This is a genomic window from Paraburkholderia lebeckiae (assembly GCF_050436325.1).
GTDB classification, from domain to species: domain Bacteria; phylum Pseudomonadota; class Gammaproteobacteria; order Burkholderiales; family Burkholderiaceae; genus Paraburkholderia; species Paraburkholderia tuberum.
In genome coordinates this window covers 1,952,995-1,971,967 of record NZ_JBNDLZ010000002.1, presented here as the reverse complement: position 1 = coordinate 1,971,967, position 18,973 = coordinate 1,952,995, and the positions used below count along the sequence as shown (strand labels likewise).

At 66.6% G+C, this 18,973-nt stretch carries 7 protein-coding genes; all 7 read right to left on the bottom strand.

The window, feature by feature from the left end:
- Nucleotides 1-14 precede the first annotated feature (14 nt).
- Nucleotides 15-2,882: a malto-oligosyltrehalose synthase gene (treY, locus tag OKW44_RS12210; RefSeq protein WP_018424141.1), complete on the bottom strand. Its 2,868-nt coding sequence runs from the start codon at nucleotides 2,880-2,882 to the stop codon at nucleotides 15-17.
- On the bottom strand, nucleotides 2,879-5,071 hold the full coding sequence (malQ, locus tag OKW44_RS12205) for a 4-alpha-glucanotransferase (protein WP_018424142.1): 2,193 nt from the start codon (nucleotides 5,069-5,071) through the stop codon (nucleotides 2,879-2,881). The genes treY and malQ overlap by 4 nt, the downstream gene beginning before the upstream one ends.
- Nucleotides 5,068-6,972 (bottom strand): malto-oligosyltrehalose trehalohydrolase, encoded by a 1,905-nt coding sequence (gene treZ, locus OKW44_RS12200; RefSeq protein WP_018424143.1) that lies wholly within the window; start codon nucleotides 6,970-6,972, stop codon nucleotides 5,068-5,070. Before treZ ends, malQ begins: the two co-directional genes overlap by 4 nt.
- 139 nt (nucleotides 6,973-7,111) lie before the next feature.
- Entirely contained in the window at nucleotides 7,112-9,325 is a 2,214-nt protein-coding gene (gene glgX / locus OKW44_RS12195; RefSeq protein ID WP_018424144.1) for a glycogen debranching protein GlgX, read from the bottom strand.
- A 115-nt stretch (nucleotides 9,326-9,440) separates the two neighbouring features.
- On the bottom strand, nucleotides 9,441-11,651 hold the full coding sequence (glgB, locus tag OKW44_RS12190) for a 1,4-alpha-glucan branching protein GlgB (RefSeq protein WP_018424145.1): 2,211 nt from the start codon (nucleotides 11,649-11,651) through the stop codon (nucleotides 9,441-9,443).
- Nucleotides 11,644-15,111 (bottom strand): maltose alpha-D-glucosyltransferase, encoded by a 3,468-nt coding sequence (gene treS / locus OKW44_RS12185; protein WP_018424146.1) that lies wholly within the window; start codon nucleotides 15,109-15,111, stop codon nucleotides 11,644-11,646. Before treS ends, glgB begins: the two co-directional genes overlap by 8 nt.
- Nucleotides 15,108-18,560, bottom strand: coding sequence for a maltotransferase domain-containing protein (locus tag OKW44_RS12180; RefSeq protein ID WP_018424147.1), 3,453 nt, complete (start codon nucleotides 18,558-18,560; stop codon nucleotides 15,108-15,110). The genes treS and OKW44_RS12180 overlap by 4 nt, the downstream gene beginning before the upstream one ends.
- Between the last annotated feature and the right edge of the window lie 413 nt (nucleotides 18,561-18,973).

Below are 18,973 nucleotides of genomic sequence, written 5' to 3'. Positions count from 1 at the left end.
CCTTTTTAGCCGCGTCAGCTTCGAGGCACCCCATCCTCCACCAGCACCGCGACCGGCATCGCGGCGAGCGCGTCGCGCAGATACAGCAGCCCGTGATCGTCGACTTTCGGCGCGGCGGGGCTCAGCCAATCGAACAGCGCACGCGCCGACAGATCGGGCGGCATTTCGATGGCCGTATCCGCCCATTGCGCCGGCTCGACGAGCGGCAGACCAGCATCATCGCCAAGCAGTCGCGCGGCCAACCGGCTGGCAATCACCACGGCCCACGCATTGCCATGCCGCCGCGCGAACGCGATCACACTCGACGCATGCGCGCCGCGCACCGTGAGCGGCAGATACGTGCCCTGACTCAGCAACTCCGGCAGATGCGCGCGCAGCGCCAGCACACGCTGGATCACCGCGAGCTTTACGCGCCCATCGCGCCAGTCCGCCAGAAATTCCGACGGCGGCGTTTGCGTCTGCGGCAGCCACGCCTCGCGTTTCGCGAAATCGACGGGCCGCCGATTGTCCGGGTCGACGAGGCTGAAGTCCCACAGCTCGGTGCCTTGATAAAGATCAGGGATCCCAGGCGACGCGACGCGCAACACCGTCTGCTGCAGGCTGTTGAGCGCGCCCGCGCGACCAATGCGCTCGACGAACGCCGACAGCTCCTTCAGAAAGGCGTCGCGCCGCTGCGGCGCAAGGATACCGAACAGGAATTCGCGGCAGCCGGCCTCGTAAGCTTCGTCGGGCGCGAGCCAGCTGGTTTGCAGCTTCGCCTCGCGCAGCGCCTTCAACTGCCATTGCGCGACGCGCTCGGCCAGCTCCTTGACGCCGGCTTCGTCGTCGGCGCGCAGCGCCGGCGGCCAGCAGCCCACCAGTGTTTGATACAGCATCGCCTCGGCGGCGGGGCCGGGAGCCCATGCGTCGCTCTTGTCCTGGCTCACGCTGCTGATCGGCGTGCCGTCGAGCGCTCGACGCTGCGGCGCGTTCAACGTCGACCATGCACGCAACGTCGCGCCCCATTCGTCGGCGATCTCGCTGAGCACCGCGAGCCGCGCGCGCACGTCTTCGCCGCGCTTGTGATCGTGCGTGGCGGTCGCAAGCATCGCATGAGGAAAACGTTGCGCGCGCTCGAGATTGCCCGCATGAAACCGCTCCACCGACAGCGCGAACTCGCCCGGGTCCGAGCCGACTTCGTTGCGCGACAGCAGACGGCCGTAGCGATAGCACGCGGTGTCCTCGATCGCCTTGGCGGCGAGCGGCGCGGTCAGCTGCGAAAACAGCGTTTGCGCGCTGCGCCGGGACGAGCCCGCATGCGGCGGCGCTCCGCCGCCTTGCGCCTGCTGCTGCGACTGCGCGCCGGGGCGCGCGGGCGGGGCTTCTTCGGCGCTGCCGCCGAGCCACGCATTCACGCGCTCGAGCGCCGCATGGTCCGAGCGCGGCAGCGAAGCGCGCGCGCCCGCGAGCGCCTCCTCGAAATAGACGTTGTCGGCGGCGCTGCGCAGTCCGCCCAGCGGATACATGCGGTACACGGGGAAATGCACGACCAGTTCGGTCAGCACGCGGCGCAGCGCCGGGTACGTGAAGTCGCGCGTGCTCAGCGAATCGCGTGCGATCCGATGCAGCGCGCGCGCCGCGCGGTCCAGTTCCGCGGAGAAGTTTTCCGCGAGAATTTTGCGCCGCGCAGCGTGCGCTTCATCGGCGAAGCGCGCGCTGCGGCCGGTGAGCTCGGCCCACGTACCGGCGAGCGGGTCCGCGCCGGCCGGATCGTGCAGCAGCGCGCCGACGTCGCTCATGAAGTCGTAGCCGGTCGTGCCGTCGACGGGCCAATCGTCGCGCAACGGCTCGCCACGGCCGAGAATCTTCTCCACCAACACGTACGGCGCTGTGTCGCGCAACTCGCTGAGCCGTTGGCGCAAACGCTGGCAGTATTCGCGCGGCTCGGCGAGCCCGTCGATGTGATCGATCCGCAAGCCGTCGACGACCCCTTCGCGATAGAGGCGAAAGATCAGCGCGTGCACTGCCTCGAACACCTCGGGCCGCTCGACGCGCACGCCGGCGAGCGTCGAGATGTCGAAGAAGCGCCGCCAGTTCACTTCGTCGGAGGCGGTGCGCCACCACGCGAGCCGGAAATGCTGCCGCTCGATCAGCCGATGCAGCCGGTCGCGCGTGACCGGATCCTCAGGCGCGTAAGTCTCCAGTACGAACTCGATCGCCGACTCGCCTTCGCGCGCGACGAACTCGCGCAGCGCGTCGCGCGCCTCGGCGGCGCGTGGTTGGTCGGCGGGCTGCGTGGTGAGTCCCTGAAAGCGATTCGCGAGCGTGCTCAGATCGGCGCGGTCGGCGCCTTGCAGGATCGCCGCGTAATCGACCGGGCAGATCGGGAACACGTGCGGACCATAGCCGATTTGAAAGCGTCCGCTGTCGGCCGCGAAATGCAGCCCGATGCGGCCCGCCGCCAGTTCTTCGCCGTACGACGCGCCGAGCGTCGGCAGTAGCACCTTGCCGCGCAGCGCGGGATCGGGCGAATGCCAGTCGACGTCGAAATGTCGCGCATACGAGCTGTGGCGGCCCCATTCGAGGATGTCGAGCCACCACGCGTTGCTCGACCCGCCGACGCCCATATGATTCGGCACCATGTCGACGATGAGCCCCATGTCGTGCGCGCGCAGCTTGTCGACGAGGCGCTTCAGGCCCGCCTCGCCGCCGTATTCGGCACTGACCTGGGTGTAGTCGACGGTGTCGTAGCCGTGCATCGAGCCGGGCTCGGCCGTCGTGATCGGCGACGCGTACAGGTGGCTGATGCCGAGCGCGGCGAAGTAGTCGACGTGTCGCGCGGCGTCGTCGAACGTGAAGCCTCGATGGAACTGGAGGCGCAGTGTGGAGCGAGGAACGGTCATGGCGTGTCAGGCTCCGCGGAAGTGTTGGATGAACGCGCGGCGGCGCGGCGCGCGCCGTCGACGGCCAGCAGGCGGTCGGTGAACACGGGGTCGTCGAACATCGCGTCGACGGGCAGCGCCATGCGGCGGCGCCAGTTCGGATGTTCGTCGATCGAGCCCGGCAGGTTCGGTTGCTCGTCGAGCGCGAGCAGGTCTTCGAGCGGAAACGTGACGAGTGGCCCTGGTGTCGCGGCGACGAATGCGAGCGCTTCGTCGACCGGCGCGTTGTCGGCGTCCGGCGGCGCGACATCGGGCGCGGCCACGCCCGCTTGCTGGAACGCGCGCCACAAGTCGGCGCGCTGCTGCGCGCGCTCTTCGAGCGCCGCTTCCTCGGGATCGCGCCCGTCGGCGCGCGCCATCGTCTGGCCGATGCGGTTGCGCCACATGATGTCGCTGCCGCGCCACCAGCCGGCGACGGTCGGCAGATCGTGCGTGGTCGTCGTGCCGACCGCGTAGCGGTCCCAATCGGCCGGCGCCTTGAAGCCGTTGCCGTCGGGGGCGCCTTCGAACCACAGCACGCGAATCCCCTCGATGCCGTGCTCGTCGAGCCGCTCCCGAAACCCGGACGGCACGGTGCCGAGGTCCTCGCCGATCACGATCGCGCGATGCCGCCACGATTCGAGCGCGATCAGCCGCAGCAGGTCTTCGAGCGGATAGCGCAGATACGCGCCATTGCGCGCGCTTTCGCCTTCGGGCACGAGCCACAGACGCCGCAAGCCGAGGATGTGATCGATGCGGATGCCGCCGGCATGCGCGAACGCCGCGCGCAGCATGTCGATGAACGCGGCGAAGCCTTGTGTGCGCATCGCGCGCGGCGAAAAGGTCGTGAGTCCCCACGACTGGCCGGCCTGATTGAAGAGATCGGGCGGCGCGCCGACCGACACGCCCTGCAGCATGTCGTCGGGATAGGACCATGCATGACTGCCGGCGCTGTCGCAACCCACCGCGAGATCGGCGATCAGGCCGACCGCCATGCCGGCTTCGCGCGCGGTGTGCTGAGCGTGCAACAGCCCGCGCGATGCCAGCCACTGCAGGAACAGATGAAAGTCGACCTCGTTGCGATGCGCGGCGGCGAACACCTCGACTTCGGGGCTGCGTGGGTCGCGCAAGGCGTCGGGCCAGTTGCGCCAATGGCCGTCGCCGCCTTGCGCGAGCTGCGCGGCCTGCAGCGCTTCGAAGCGCGCGTGATCTTCGAGCGCGCGCCCCGCGCGTTCGCAGAAGCCGTGAAATTCGAGCGCGCGCGGCGAGTGCTGCGGGCGCTCGTTGGCGCTGAACTGCTCGTAGAGCGCGCGCAAAACCGTGAGCTTCAGCGGGGTCGCGTGCGGCCAATCGATCAGCGGCAGGTCTTCGTATTTGGACCACGCTTTGCCGGCCTGCGCCGATGCATCTGCGCCGAACACCGCGGCCGGATCGATATGCGTGACGTTGAGCCATAAACGCGACGACGGCGCATACGGGCTGAAGCGCTCGGGCTGCGCGCTGAACATCGCGTGGGTCGGACTGACGGCGAGCGCGTGCGCGCCGCGCTGCGCGCCGTGCCGCGCCAGCTGCGCGAGCGCCGTGTAATCGCCGATGCCGCCGTCGCCGGTGCGGCGCAAGCCATACAGTTGCGCGGCGATGCCCCACAGTGGCGGTGCGGGCGGCGCGGCTTCGCGTTCGCCTTCTCCGTCACCGCCGTGCAGCGTGCGCCACGCGTCGGCGACGGTGTAGCAGCGCGGCGGCGCGACCGCGAGCGTTATGCGCTGGTCGTTGATCACGAGCGTGTGATAGCCGGCTTCGTCGATCGGCGCGAGCAGCGCTTCCTCGCCTTTCGGCGCGGTGAAGCGGCCGTCGATGATCGAGCCGCTCTCCAGCTCGATCCGGTAATGGCTGCCCGACTTGACCGCGGCCGCGGGCAGCGCGATGCCACGCCCGATCACCGCGGTCATCAGCGGCGGCAGCCTACGGCCCGATAGTTCGGCCTCCAGAGCAGCGGCGCTGTGGCGGATATCCGTGGCGTTGCCGCACGGCAGACCCATGCGTTCGAGCAGCGTACCAAGTGTCTTTTCGGGCACATGCTGCGTATTGTGGTGCGCGTCCTGCCACTCCACCTCGAAGCCTGCGCGGGTGGCGAGCGCTGCGAGCCTGTCGTTGGGGCGTCGGGTCGTCACGCGCGCTGCTCCTCGTGCGATGCGATGCGCGCATCGTGGCGGCTCGCGAATTCGTTGATGTCGCCGGTCAGCCACGCGATGCACGCATGCGCGGGCAACACCCGCGCGTCGGCCTGTTCGCGCGCGCGCGGCGGTGTTTCGAAAATGATCTTGCCGTCGGGGATGGCGTCGAACGCGACGTTCTGCTGCGACAGATTCAGCGCAATCGACAGCGTCTCGCCATCGCCGAGTTTCCAGCGCGCGATCAGCGCGTTCGCGTCGCTGCCACCGGCATCGCGCAGCACGGTCGCGCCGCACGCCTTCGTATGTTTCAGGCGCGGCGTGATCAGCTTCGCGCGCACCGCGAGCGCGGACTTGTAGTAATGCATCCAGTCGAGCCGATCCGGCGTCGGCTTTACATCGGGCGCGGGTGGCGACGAGGCGGCGAAGGTCTGGGCATCGTTCGGATCGGGAATCTGCGCGCGGCGCTTCTCATCGCTGAACGCGGCAAAGCGCGCGAATTCACGGCGTCTCCCTTCGCGCACCGCGTCGGCGAGATCGCCGGTGTAGTCGGTGAAAAACAGGAACGGTTGCGTCGAACCATGCTCCTCGTCCATGAACAGCAGCGGAATTTGCGGCGACAGCAACAGCAACGCGGTCGCGGCGCGCAGCGCGTCATCCGAGGTCAGCTTGCGCAGACGTTCGCCGAACGCACGGTTGCCGATCTGATCGTGGTTCTGCAAAAACATCACGAACGACGTCGGCGGCAGATGCGCGCTCGCTTCGCCACGCGGCGCACCATCGCGCAGCGGCGACGGCTCGCCCTGATACGCGAAGCCTTCGGACAACACTCGCGCGAGCCGGCGAATCGGTTCGTTTGCATACGCGTGGTAATAGCCTTCGGTTTCGCCGGTCAGCAGCACGTGCAGCGTGTTGTGCGCGTCGTCGTTCCATTGTGCGTCGAAATGCGCGTCGAGCAGGCTCGCGCTGTTGTGCTCGTTTTCGAGCACCAGATGCACGTGACGGCCATGCTGCACGTGCGCGCGGATATGGTCCGACAGCTCGCGCAGCCACTCGGGATTGTCGATCGCATGCACCGCATCGAAGCGCAGTCCGTCGAAGCGGTACTCGTTGATCCAGTAGACGGCGTTGTCGGTGAAGAAGTCGCTGACTTCGCTGCGCTCGAAGTCGATCGCGGGGCCCCACGGCGTGTTCACGCCTGCGCGGAAAAACGGCTCCGCGTAAGTATGCAGATAGTTGCCGTCCGGTCCGAAGTGGTTGTAGACGACGTCGAGAAACACCATCAGGCCCACACCATGCGCGGCGTCGATCAGAGCCTTCAGTTTTTCGGGGCGGCCGTATGCAGAGTCGGGCGCGTACGGCAACACGCCGTCGTAACCCCAGTTGTGACGACCGGGAAAGTCGTTCAACGGCATCAGTTCGATTGCGGTGACGCCGAGCGCGGCGAGCTCGGGCAGGCGCTTTTGCACGCCCGCATACCCGCCCATTGCACCGACGTGCAATTCGTACAGCACCGTCTCTTCCCAGGGCCGGCCGTGCCATTCGGTGTGTTCCCAATGGTAGGCGCGCGGATCGATGACCTCGCTCGGGCCGTGCACGTCCCGCGGTTGGAACCGCGAGGCCGGATCGGGCACCGCCTGCCCGTCGTCGAGCTGGAACCGATACAGCGTGCCCGCGCCGCTCTCCACGGTGATCTCGAACCAGCCGTTGCCGGTCGGAGCCATGTCGTGCGCGCCTTGCGCGGGGCCATTTTCGACGACCACCTGCACGCTGTTGCACGACGGTGCCCAAAAACGGAACCGCGTGCGCGGTCGCGTGCCGCTCGCGCCGATCAACTGCGCGCTGAACGGCAGGCAGTGCGCGTGATGATGCGTGTGAGGATCAATCGGACTTTCAGACATGTGTTCACCATTCGGGTCTGCTAACGAGCCTGGACGGCAATGCGACGCAACCCAAGCAGGCATTGCGTCGCAACATTCTTGCCACCCCGGCTGCGGTGCGATTGGTTCACGCTCGAAGGAGGTCGCCGCAGTGCATCGTTCATTGCGAACCATCGTCCTTTGCGGTCTGCGCGCCCGGATCGGGCGGCAGCGCGGTCAACAGCCGCGGCCCGTGCTGCGCGCCAGCCACCCAGCCGGCTTGCCAATCCGCTTCACCGGTCGGTTGCGCGGCGAGTATCACGAGGCCGTGCGCGGCAACCTCGAGTTCGGCCGTCGCGAGCCGCTGCGGCGCGCGTTCCGGATCGGCCGTGTCTAACAGCACATGCCATTCCAGGTGCGGCGCGGGAGGCGCGAACTGCAGCGGTTCCTCGTGAGCGTTGAGCATCAGTAACAATACTTCGGTTTCGCCATTCAGGCCCGGACCCGCGCGACGCAACGTGAACGCGCGTCCCTCCGGGTCCTGCCACGCTTCGATAGTCAGCGGATCGCCGTGTTCGTCGAACCAGCCGACGTCGAACAGACCGGGCAGCACTTCGCGGTCGCCGAACAGAAAGCGCGTTTCACGTAGCAGCGGATGGCGCTTGCGCAACCCGATCACGCGCGCGACGAACTCGGTCATGCGCTGACCTTCCGGCGAATCCGCGAGGTCCCAGTCGATCCAGGATAGGTCGTTATCCTGACAGTACGCATTGTTGTTGCCGCGCTGCGTGCGCAGCGCTTCGTCGCCGGCGAGCAGCATCGGCGTGCCGAGCGCGATCATCAGTGTCGCGATCAGCGAGCGCGACACGCGACGGCGGGTCGCGAGGATCGCGGGGTCGTCGGTCGCTCCTTCGAGACCCCAATTGCGGCTGCAATTCTCGTTGTGGCCGTCGTTGTTGTCTTCCAGGTTGGCTTCGTTGTGCTTCTGCTCGTACGCGGTGACATCGGACAAGGTGAAGCCGTCATGCGACGTGACGAAGTTGATCGACGCCCACGGCTTGCGATGCCGCCGGTTGAACAGATCGGCCGAACCGGTCAGGCGCGCGGCGAGGTCGGGCCGCAGGCCGGCATCGCCACGCCAGAAACGTCGCACCGTGTCACGGAAACGGTCGTTCCATTCGCTGAATCCCGGCGGATGATTGCCGAGCTGATAGCCGCCAGGGCCGATATCCCATGGCTCGGAAATCAGCTTGCGTTGCGATAGCACCGGGTCCTGGCGCAACGCGTCGAACAGGCCCGAGCCCGGATCGAAGCCGTGGCTTTCGCGCCCGAGCGTCACGCCGAGATCGAAACGGAAGCCGTCGATATTGAACGCGGTCGACCAGTAGCGCAGTGAATCCATCACCATCTGCAGCACGCGCGGATGCGGCAGATTGACCGTGTTGCCACAGCCCGTGTCGTTGATATGGTGACGCTCGTCGCCGGGAATCAGCCGGTAATAGCTGGCATTGTCGAGGCCGCGCCATGAAATGGTCGGGCCCATCTCATTGCTTTCGCAAGTGTGGTTGTAGACCACGTCGAGAATCACCTCGATGCCGGCCGCGTGCAGCTGGCGCACGGCGATGCGCATTTCGTCGAGCCGGTGCGTGCTCAGATAGGTCGGCTCCGGCGCGAAGAACGCTGCCGTGTTGTAGCCCCAGTAATTGCGCAGGCCGCGCTCCACGAGGAAGCGGTCGTTCAGAAACGCGTGCACGGGCAGCAGCTCGACTGTGGTCACGCCGAGCTTCAGCAGATGCTCGATGAACTCCGGCGACGCGAGCGCCGCGAACGTGCCGCGTTCATGCTGGCGCAGATCAGAGCGCAGCATCGACGCGCCGCGCAAGTGCGTTTCGTAGATCACGGTCTCGCCCCACGGCACGTCGGGCCGCCTGTCGTGCGACGAGTCGAACGCCTCGTCGATGACGACGCACTTGGGCATCGCGGGCGCGGAATCGCGCCGATCGATCGAAAGGTCCGCGCGATTCGAATGCACGCGATAGCCGAACAGCGCGTCGGACCAGCGAAACTGCCCGACGAGCTTGCGCGCATACGGGTCGAGCAGCAGTTTGTGCGGATTGAAACGATGTCCGAAATGCGGCTGATACGGCCCATGCGCGCGAAAGCCGTACGCGGTGCCCGGATGCGCGTTCGGCAGATAGCCGTGCCAGATCTCGTCGGTGCATTCGGGCATGGTGAAGCGGCGAATCTCCTTGCGGCCGGTTGAGTCGAACAGGCATAGCTCGATTTTCTGCGCATTGGCCGAGAACACCGCGAAGTTGACGCCCAGTCCATCCCAGTTCGCGCCGAGCGGATACGGCGAGCCGGGCAGCAACCGGTCGGGCAACGCATGCGACATGATTTCCCTTTCCTGTTCTGATTGTCGAGCTGGAGCTCGGGTCTGCCTGGGTCCTCATGCAACGGGCGCGCGGCGGCTGCCTGTGCGCCGCGCGCCCGGGTTACGGCACGTTTCCTCAGTCCGCGCGCAATACGATCGTCGCGAGCGGGGGCAAGGTCAGCGCGGCGGAATATGGCCTGCCGTGGCTCGATACATGGTCGGAATGAATCAGCCCGCCGTTGCCCATGTTCGAGCCGCCATACACGCCTGCATCGGTATTCAGCACTTCCACCCAGCGTCCGCCGCGCGGCATGCCGAGCCGATAGCCGAGCCGCGGCACCGGCGTCATGTTGCACGCCACGACGAACTCCTGGCCCGCGCCGTCGGTGCGCCGATAGGCGAACACGCTGTTGCCGCTGTCGTCGCCGATCAACCATTCGAAGCCGCCCGGTTCGCTGTCGAGCAGATGCAGCGCGGGCTCGTTGCGATACAGATGGTTCAGGTCGCGCACCAGTAATTGCACGCCGTGGTGGTTCGAATCGTCGAGAAGATGCCAATGCGGCGAGCCGTCATGGTCGAACTCCGCCATCTGGCCGAATTCGCCGCCCATGAACAGCAGCTTCTTGCCCGGGTGCGTCCACATGAATCCGAAGTACGCGCGCAGATTAGCGAAACGCTGCCAGCGGTCGCCGGGCATCTTGCCGAGTAGCGAGCCTTTGCCGTGCACCACCTCATCGTGCGAAAGCGGCAGCACGAAGCGCTCGGAATATGCGTACACCATGCCGAACGTCATGTTGTGGTGGTGAAACTGGCGATACACCGGGTCTTCGTGCATGTAGTGCAGCGTGTCGTGCATCCAGCCCATGTTCCACTTGAAGTCGAAGCCGAGGCCGCCGTCCGCGAGGCGCGCGGTCACGCCCGGCCATGCGGTCGATTCCTCGGCGACCGTGATCGCGCCGGGGGCGCCCGGCACATAGCGGACTTCGTGATTCAAGCGCTTCAGGAACGCGATCGATTCGAGATTCTCGCGGCCGCCATAGATGTTCGGCACCCACTCGCCGGCCGCGCGGGAGTAGTCGCGATACAGCATCGACGCGACCGCATCGACTCGCAGGCCGTCGACGTGATAGCGCTTCAACCACGCGAGCCCCGACGCGATCAGGAACGCGCTGACCTCGTTACGGCCGAGGTTGTAGATCATCGTGTTCCAGTCCTGGTGATAGCCTTCGCGCGGATCGGCATGCTCGTAGAGCGGCGTGCCGTCGAAATCGATCAGGCCATGCGCGTCGTTCGGGAAATGCGCGGGTACCCAGTCGAGAATCACGCCGAGCCCTGCTTCGTGCGCGCGATCGACGAAACGCGCGAACTGCTCGGGCTTGCCGAAGCGCGCGGACGGCGCGAACTGCCCGAGCGGCTGATAGCCCCACGAACCGCCGAACGGATGCTCGGCGATCGGCAGAAATTCGATGTGCGTGAAGCCCATGCTCTTCACGTAGGGAATCAGCCGCTCGGCGAGCTCTTCCCAGACGAGACCACGCTGGCCTTCCTCGGCGATGCGCAGCCACGACTCCGCGTGCACTTCGTAGATCGTGACCGGCGTGCGCGCGGTCTGCTTGTCGGCGCGCGACTGGATCCACTCGTGATCGGTCCACGGAAACTGCTCGATCTCGTCGACGTGTGCGACGATCGATGCGGTGCCCGGCGGCTTTTCCGTCTGCATCGCGCACGGGTCGGCTTTCAGCGGCAGCGGATGGCCGTCGCGCGACAGCAGCTCGTACTTGTAGCACGTGCCGGCGCCGACGCGCGGCACGAACAGCTCCCACACGCCCGCCTGGTGACGCAGCCGCATCGGATGGCGGCGGCCGTCCCACGCATTGAAGTCGCCGACCACCGACACGCGCCGCGCATTCGGCGCCCACACCGCAAAGCGCACGCCCGGCACACCGTCGATGTCGAGCGGCCGCGCGCCCAGACATTCGAGCACCGCATACGGATCGCCGTGCGCGAGACGTTCGAGCGGCTCGTCGCCGAGCACCGGACTGAATGAATAGGTATCCTCCACTTCCTGCACCACACCATGCCAGTCGATGCGCAAGCGATACGGCATCGCCGACGTGATGCGGCCCGCGAACAGGCCAGGGCGCAGCTGTTCGAGTTCGCCGAGCGTCGCGCCATCAGCGCGCGAAATCACGGTGACGTGCGCGGCGTTCGGCAGCAGCGCGCGCACGATCGGCCCCGCGTCCGTCTGATGCAGCCCGAGCTGCGAAAACGGATCGGGGTGACGCGCTTCGACGAGCGCGTCGATATCGACGGGTTGAAGGCCTGCGGCCGGATCATGCTCACTCATAGTCGCCCTCGGCCGGGTTAGGCGGTGTGGCGGCGCCAGGCGCCTGGGTTGATGGATCGTGGTGCGGCGGCCTGCCGGTGTCGCCGAGCAGCCGGCTCACGAGCGCCGCGAGGCCGCGCACCGGCAAGCCGAGCCACGCCGGTCGGTTGGCCGCTTCGTAGCGGATTTCGTAGGCGGCCTTCTCGATCAGGAACAGATCGAGCAGCGCCTCCTCGGATTCGGGCGCGACGAGCGGCGTCGGCGACTGCGCGGCGGCCGCGCGATATTCCGCGAGGAACGCGCCCGTCGCGTGCGCGCGGAAGCGCTCGAACAGCGCGCGCTTGCGATCGGCGGTCTGTTGCGGCGCGCTTTCGGTGGTCGATTGCGCGGCCGCGCTCGCATACGAGAGCGAGCGCATCAGACCGGCCACGTCACGCAATGGGCTCGATTTCTGGCGACGCTCGTCGAGCGAACGCGCTGGCTCGCCCTCGAAGTCGATCAGGTACGCGTCGCCGTGCGCGACCAGCACCTGGCCGAGGTGGAAGTCGCCGTGGATGCGGATGCGCAACGCGCCCGCGTTCCCCGGCACGAGATTGTCGACGGCCTCGACGAGCGCGGCGCGGCGATCGATCAGACTTTGCGCGAGCCCCTTCGTGTCCGCGTCGCTCATGTCCGCGATGCGCGGCGCGAGCAGATCGAGCGCGGCCGCGAGCATCGTCTGCGTCGCGTCGACCCACGCCTTCACCTGGTCGGCGTTGGCCGGTTCCGGCGCGAACGCGGGGTCGTCGCTCGGCGTGGCGAGCGCGACGTGCAACTCACCGAGCCGGCGACCGATGATGCCCGCGAGTTCGCCGTAACCGTCCAGCAGAATCGACTCGTTCGTGCGATCGGGCACGGTCTGCGTTTCGGTGTCGATCGCGATCGCGAGTTCGTCGACCGAGCGGCGCAGATAGTCGAGCGACCAGTTCCACGCATCGCCCTGATTGTCGATAAAGCCCTGCAGGATCGCGAGCGTATGCGGCACGCCCTCGGGATCGACGCGCACCACTTCGCCATACAGCGGCGCGGTGTTCGCATAGCCGAGCTGCGTCAGATAGCGGCTGATTTCCGCTTCCGGATGGATGCCGCTGACGAGTCGTCGCACCAGCTTCAGCACTGCGGCATCGGCGACGATCAGCGAGCTGTTGCTCTGTTCGGCCGCGAGCCAGCGAATCTCGGGCCGCTCGCCGAGATCGTCGAGTTCGGCGAAGCGCTCGGTCGGCAGGAACTTGATCTCGCTCTTCTGCACGGTCGGCACGACCGCGCGCTCGCGCAGCTTGCGCAGCACGTTGTGCGCGAAGATCGGCAGCGCGAACGCGTCGGTCAGATGGCCGACGTTGCGGCCGCGCCGCACGCGCGCAAGCGCCAATTGCATGAACAGCGGCGTGGTGGTTTCGCCGCCCCACGTGATCGCGATCGGCACCACGTAGCGTTCGGTGTGGTTGCCGACGTCCGCTTCGATTTCGGTGAACGCGAAGCCGCCGTTCGGGATCGTGGTCAGCGCGGCGAGCCGCACCGCGTGCATCTTCTGATCTTTCGACGCGAACCAGCGGCGCCGGCTCAGCCACGACGGCAGCACCTCTGATTCCAGCAGCCGCACGTTTTCGGGTGTCGGCCCGGATTGTCCTTCGCGGATCACGATCGTGACGAACTCCGGCAGCGGCTCGGAATGCGCCTGCGCCCATGTCGGACGCCCGCCGCCTTCGCACAGCATGAACCACAGGAAGCCGTATGGCGGGAACGTCAGCAGATAGGTCAACTGGCCGATCGCGGGGAACACCGAATCGGCGGTCATCTCGATCGGCACGAAGCCGTTGAATTCTGACAGTTCGAGCTCGACCGCTTGCGGCGCGCGCGACAGATTCGCGACGCACAGAATCGGCGCCTCGCCGGGCATCTCGCGCAGATACGCGAGAATCTTGCGGTTTTCCGGCTTCAGAAAGCGGATCGTGCCCCGCCCGAAGGTCTGCTTCGCGCGCCGCGTCGCAAGCATGCGGCGGGTCCAGTTCAGCAGCGAATGCGGGTCGCGGCTCTGCGCTTCGACGTTGACCGCGTCGAAGCCGTATAGCGTACCCATCACGGGCGGCAGCACCAGTTGCTCAGGGTCGGCGCGCGAGAAGCCGCCGTTGCGATCCGACGACCACTGCATCGGGGTGCGCACGCCGTCGCGGTCGCCGAGGTGGATGTTGTCGCCCATGCCGAGTTCGTCGCCGTAGTAGATGACCGGCGTGCCGGGCATCGACAGCAGCAGCGAGTTGATCAGCTCGATGCGGCGGCGGTCGCGCTCCATCAGCGGCGCGAGACGGCGGCGAATGCCGAGATTCAAACGTGCTCGGCGATCGCTCGCATAGGTGTTCCACAAATAGTCACGCTCGGAATCGGTGACCATTTCGAGCGTCAGCTCGTCGTGATTGCGCAGGAAGATCGCCCACTGGTTCGATTCGGGGAGTTCCGGTGTCTGCTTCATGATGTCGGTGATCGGGAAGCGGTCTTCGCTCGCGATCGACATGTAGATGCGCGGCATCAGCGGGAAGTGGAACGCCATATGGCATTCGTCTTCGTTGCCGAAATACTCCTTCACGTCCTCGGGCCACTGGTTGGCCTCGGCAAGCAGCATCCGGTTCGGGTACTCGGCGTCGATGGTCGCGCGAATCCGCTTCAGGACCTCGTGCGTCTCAGGCAGGTTCTCGTTGTTGGTGCCTTCACGTTCGACGAGGTATGGCACCGCATCGAGCCGCAGCCCGTCGATGCCCATGTCGAGCCAGAAACGCATCACCTGCAGCACCTCTCTCATTACCGCCGGATTGTCGAAGTTCAGATCGGGCTGGTGCGAGTAGAAGCGGTGCCAGTAGTACGCGCCCGCAACCGGATCGTGCGTCCAGTTCGACGGCTCCGAGTCGATGAAGATGATGCGCGTCTCCGGGTACTTCTGATCGGTATCGGACCACACATAGTAGTTGCGATAGTTCGAGCCGGGCTTCGCGCGGCGCGCGCGCTGGAACCACGGATGCTGATCCGACGTGTGGTTGATGACGAGCTCGGTGATCACGCGGATGCCGCGCGCGTGCGCTTCCTGGATGAAGCGCCGCACGTCCGCGAGCTGACCATAGTCGGGATGTACATTGCGGTAGTCGGCGATGTCGTAGCCGTCGTCGCGGCGTGGCGACGGATAGAACGGCAGCAGCCAGATCGCGTTGACGCCGAGCTCGGCGATGTAGTCGAGCTTGGCCATCAGACCGGGGAAATCGCCGACGCCGTCGTTGTTCCCATCGAAGAACGACTTGATGTGCACCTGATAGATGATCGCGTCCTTGTACCACAGCGGATCGTCGCTGAGGGCCGCGGGTTTACCGCGCCGGCGCGTGCGTACCTTCGCCGCGGTGCCGACGGCCACGGCCGTTTGCGCCTCGTGCGCGGTTTGGGCTGGATCGTCGCGCTTCATGTTCCACCTTCCATCCAGGTTGGGTTGACAGCGTCTGCTTGAGGAGCGCTGTCGGGATCGTGGTCGCTGTCCTCGGGGCGATCGGCGGGCAGGCCGCCAAGCGGCGCGATGCGCCAGATCGAGAAGGGTTGGCCCGAGCCGAGCCGCACGTGTTGCCAGCGTCCGTGCCATTCGAAGCGTGCACCGGTCATCTGGTCGATCACTTCGAGCGTGGCGTGATCGTGTAGATGCCAGCGCTGGAACGTGTCCCATGACAACTCGATGTCCGCGCCCTGCTCGTTGAACGGATCGAGATTGATCGCGACGACGATCACGTTGTCGCGCGATTCGGTCGCTTTCTCGAAGCACAGGATGTGGTCGTTGTGCGCGGCGAGGAACGTGAGACCGAGATGCGTTTGCAGCGCCGGATTCGCGCGACGGATGCGGTTCAGTGCGGTGATCTCGCCGACGATATTGCCGGGCCGGTGCCAGTCCCACGCCCGCAACTGATACTTTTCGGAGTCCAGATACTCTTCGCTGTTCGGCAGCGCGGTGGCCTCGCACAGTTCGAAGCCGCTATACACGCCCCACAGGCCGGCCAGTGTCGCGGCCAGCGCCGCCCGGATCAGAAAGCCCGTGCGCCCCTGCGATTGCAGATGGCGCGGGTTGATGTCCGGCGTATTGACGAAGAAGTTCGGCCGATAGAAATCGCGCGCGCCGGTCTGCGTGAGTTCGCCCATGTACTCGGTGAAATCGCGCTTCGACTCGCGCCACGTGAAGTACGTGTACGACTGCGAGAAGCCGATTTTGCCGAGCCGGTTCATCATGCGCGGCCGCGTGAACGCTTCGGCGAGGAAGATCGCGTCGGGATGGCGCGCGCGCACGTCGGCGATCATCCATTCCCAGAACGGCAGCGGCTTGGTGTGCGGATTGTCGACGCGGAAGATGCGCACGCCCGCGTCGACCCAGAACAGGATCACGTCGCGCAACGCGAGCCACAGGCCGGGCTTGGCGTCGTGCGCGTAGAAGTCCGGGTTGACGATGTCCTGATACTTCTTCGGCGGATTTTCGGCGTAGCGCAGCGTGCCGTCGGGGCGCCACGCGAACCACGTCGGATGCTCCTTCAGCCACGGGTGATCGGGCGAGCACTGGATCGCGAAGTCGAGCGCGATCTCGAGGCCATGCGCATGCGCGGCGGCGAGCATCGCCTTGAAATCTTCGAGCGTGCCGAGCTGCGGATGGACGGCGGTGTGACCGCCCTCGGCGCCGCCAATCGCATAGGGACTGCCCACATCGCCCGGCTGCGTGGTCAGCGTGTTGTTGCGGCCCTTGCGGTTCGCGAGGCCGATCGGGTGGATCGGCGGGAAGTACAGCACGTCGAAGCCCATGTCGCGGATGCGCGGCAGCTTCGCGGTCACGTCCGCGAACGTGCCGTGGCGCGACTCGTCGTCGCTCATCGAGCGCGGGAAGATCTCGTACCAGCTCGCGAAATAGGCGGCCGTGCGTTCCGCGTCGATCTTGTAGATCACGGAGTCGCGGCTCAGAAACGGGCGATGGCGCGCGGCGGTCATTGCCTTCGCTGTGGCGGGCGCGAGAATCACTGCGAGCTTCTGTTCGGCGTCGGCCTTCTGGAAGTCGAGCACGATGTGTTCGAGCGGCTCCTTGTCGGCGCCTTCGGTCGTCTCGACTTCGGCGAGCACGAGTGCGAACAGATGCGCGGCTTCGTCGAGTTCTATCTCGACGGTCTGGTTTGCCTTCAGCTTCTTCTGGATGTGCTCGACGAGTGACGCGAAGTCGTCGCGCCACGCGATCACGGTGAACTCGTAGCGGCCGATCCGCTCGAGCGGAATGCGCGCGCTCCACAAGTCGAGCCCGGCCGGCGGCGCGGGCGACATCAATTCTTCGTGCCACGCGGTTTCGTCGGCCGCGCGCCACAGCACGGCAGCCGCGATCTTGTCGTGACCTTCGGCGAAGATCGCCGCGCGAATTTCCGCGCGCTCGCCGACGCTGCGCTTGGCCGCGAAGCGACCGTTCTCCACCGACGGCGACACGCTCTCGATCGCGACGCGCGGCGCTTCGATCGCGTCGAGCACTGTCTTGCGGCCGCTGCGCTTGCTGTTCGCCTTGTCGATGGGCGGCGCGAGGCAGATCGGCTGCTCCGCGAACGCGCGCAGCAGCCGCACCGCACCGGGCGCGAGCGCGAACGGCACGAGTGCCGCGGGTTCAGTTCGGCCGCGCGCATCGAGCGGCGCGAAGCGCGTAAAGCTGCCCGGCACGCCCGCGAGGAAGCGCGCGGGATCGACACGCACTGGCGCGCCGAGTTCGGGATTCACGACGATCAGGACTGCTTCGCTGGCGTCGCGCAGATCGGCTGCGTCGCCGCGCAGAAGAACCGCGGCCGATGCGCCGGGGCCGCTCAATGGGCGCAATTCACCGTTCGCGTGCAGCGTCGGCGTGTTGCGCGCGAAGTCGTTGGCCTGGGTGACGGCGGCGCTCAGATCGAAGCGGCGCGACTGCGCGGCGCGGGCGAACTGCGCGGAGTCGCCGCGCGTTTGCGACATCGGTTCGGCGATGCCGTATTCGAAGCCCATCGGCATCATCCAGCCGCTGCCCAATGCAACCGACGTGAACAGCGCGCGTCGATACGCCCGCTCGACGATCGCCGCATCATGCACGTCGCTCAGCTCGGCGGCGAGGCGGGTACCGTACGGCGCTTCGGGAAAGGCGATCGGCGCACCAACGCGCGCGAGCGCCGCATGCTCCTCGGCCATCCAGCTCGAACGGAAATCCCACCAGCGCACCGACGAAAACGCGCTGTCGAAGCCGGCTGCTTCGAGACCGGGCAGATTGCCGCGCGACAGGCCCGGCGTTGCCGCGAGAAAGCGCACGTGCGGATGCTTCGCGCGCACTTCATCGCCGAGGTGCCGCCATACGGCAGCCGGCACGCGATGCGGCGAATCGAAACGGAAGCCGCCGACACCCGCCTCGGCGAGCGCGAGCAGTTGCTGGGTCCACCAGACGCTCAGCGAGGCACTCGTCGCGGGATCGTCGAAATTCGCGTAGGCAACGTTGTCTTCGCGATGCACGTGGCGCGGATCGAGCCGTGCGAGCTCGGACTCACGCGCGTGAAACCAGTCCGAATGCTCGCTGTACAGCACGCCGTCGGCGGCCATGCGGTCGATCACGAGATCGACCAGCAGCGTCAGGTTGTTGCGGCGCGCGGCATCGGCGAGCATGCGCACGGCGTCGTGCACCGAATGCTGCGCCTCGAACACCGGATGCAGCCGAGCGTGATTGCCGACCACCTGGCCATGGCCGGCCTGGCCGGGCTCGAACAGCCCGCCGATCAACGCATGATCGAAGCCGAGCCCGGCCGCGTGAGCGAACTGCGCGGGCCAGGCATCGAGGGGCCCGACGAGAAGAGAATGAAAAAAGTAAATCCGCGGCGCGTACCCGTTTGGAGATTCCATCGGTCGTTTCCAGAGTTGTCCTGCTGCGGTGTGGATGCACTTGGCATGCGATCACAGCGCTCATTGGGCTTCCCGAGCCGGATACCGCGCGATGCGTCAGCGGGGGCACGTACTGGTCAATGTAGTGCAAAGATCGTCGCGCTGCTGGCCAGTCGCGGGTGCTTTGACGCCAGACGCCGGTCTCGCGGGACTGGTCGCCACTCGTCGCAGAGACGAGCAAACCGTGTGCCAACGCGGCGGGCAGCCGGTCACCGCGCTAGCGCGGAAACGGGGAGGTTACGGTGAGAGGGCGAGTGCCGAAGGTGCGCGCGCGCACGGAGCGCGCGTAATAATGCGGGCATTGTTACGCATGCCGCGGGTGGCCGGCATGTAAAACGGGATGGCGTGGGGCCGGTTTTACACGAGCGGCCCCG

Excerpts from the sequence above, each read along its gene's own strand:
- glgB (WP_018424145.1), bottom strand. The coding sequence starts at position 11,651 with ATGAGTGAGCATGATCCGGCCGCAGGCCTTCAACCCGTCGATATCGAC.
- glgX (WP_018424144.1), bottom strand. The coding sequence starts at position 9,325 with ATGTCGCATGCGTTGCCCGACCGGTTGCTGCCCGGCTCGCCGTATCCG.
- treY (WP_018424141.1), bottom strand. The coding sequence starts at position 2,882 with ATGACCGTTCCTCGCTCCACACTGCGCCTCCAGTTCCATCGAGGCTTC.
- treZ (WP_018424143.1), bottom strand. The coding sequence starts at position 6,972 with ATGTCTGAAAGTCCGATTGATCCTCACACGCATCATCACGCGCACTGC.
- OKW44_RS12180 (WP_018424147.1), bottom strand. The coding sequence starts at position 18,560 with ATGGAATCTCCAAACGGGTACGCGCCGCGGATTTACTTTTTTCATTCT.
- treS (WP_018424146.1), bottom strand. The coding sequence starts at position 15,111 with ATGAAGCGCGACGATCCAGCCCAAACCGCGCACGAGGCGCAAACGGCC.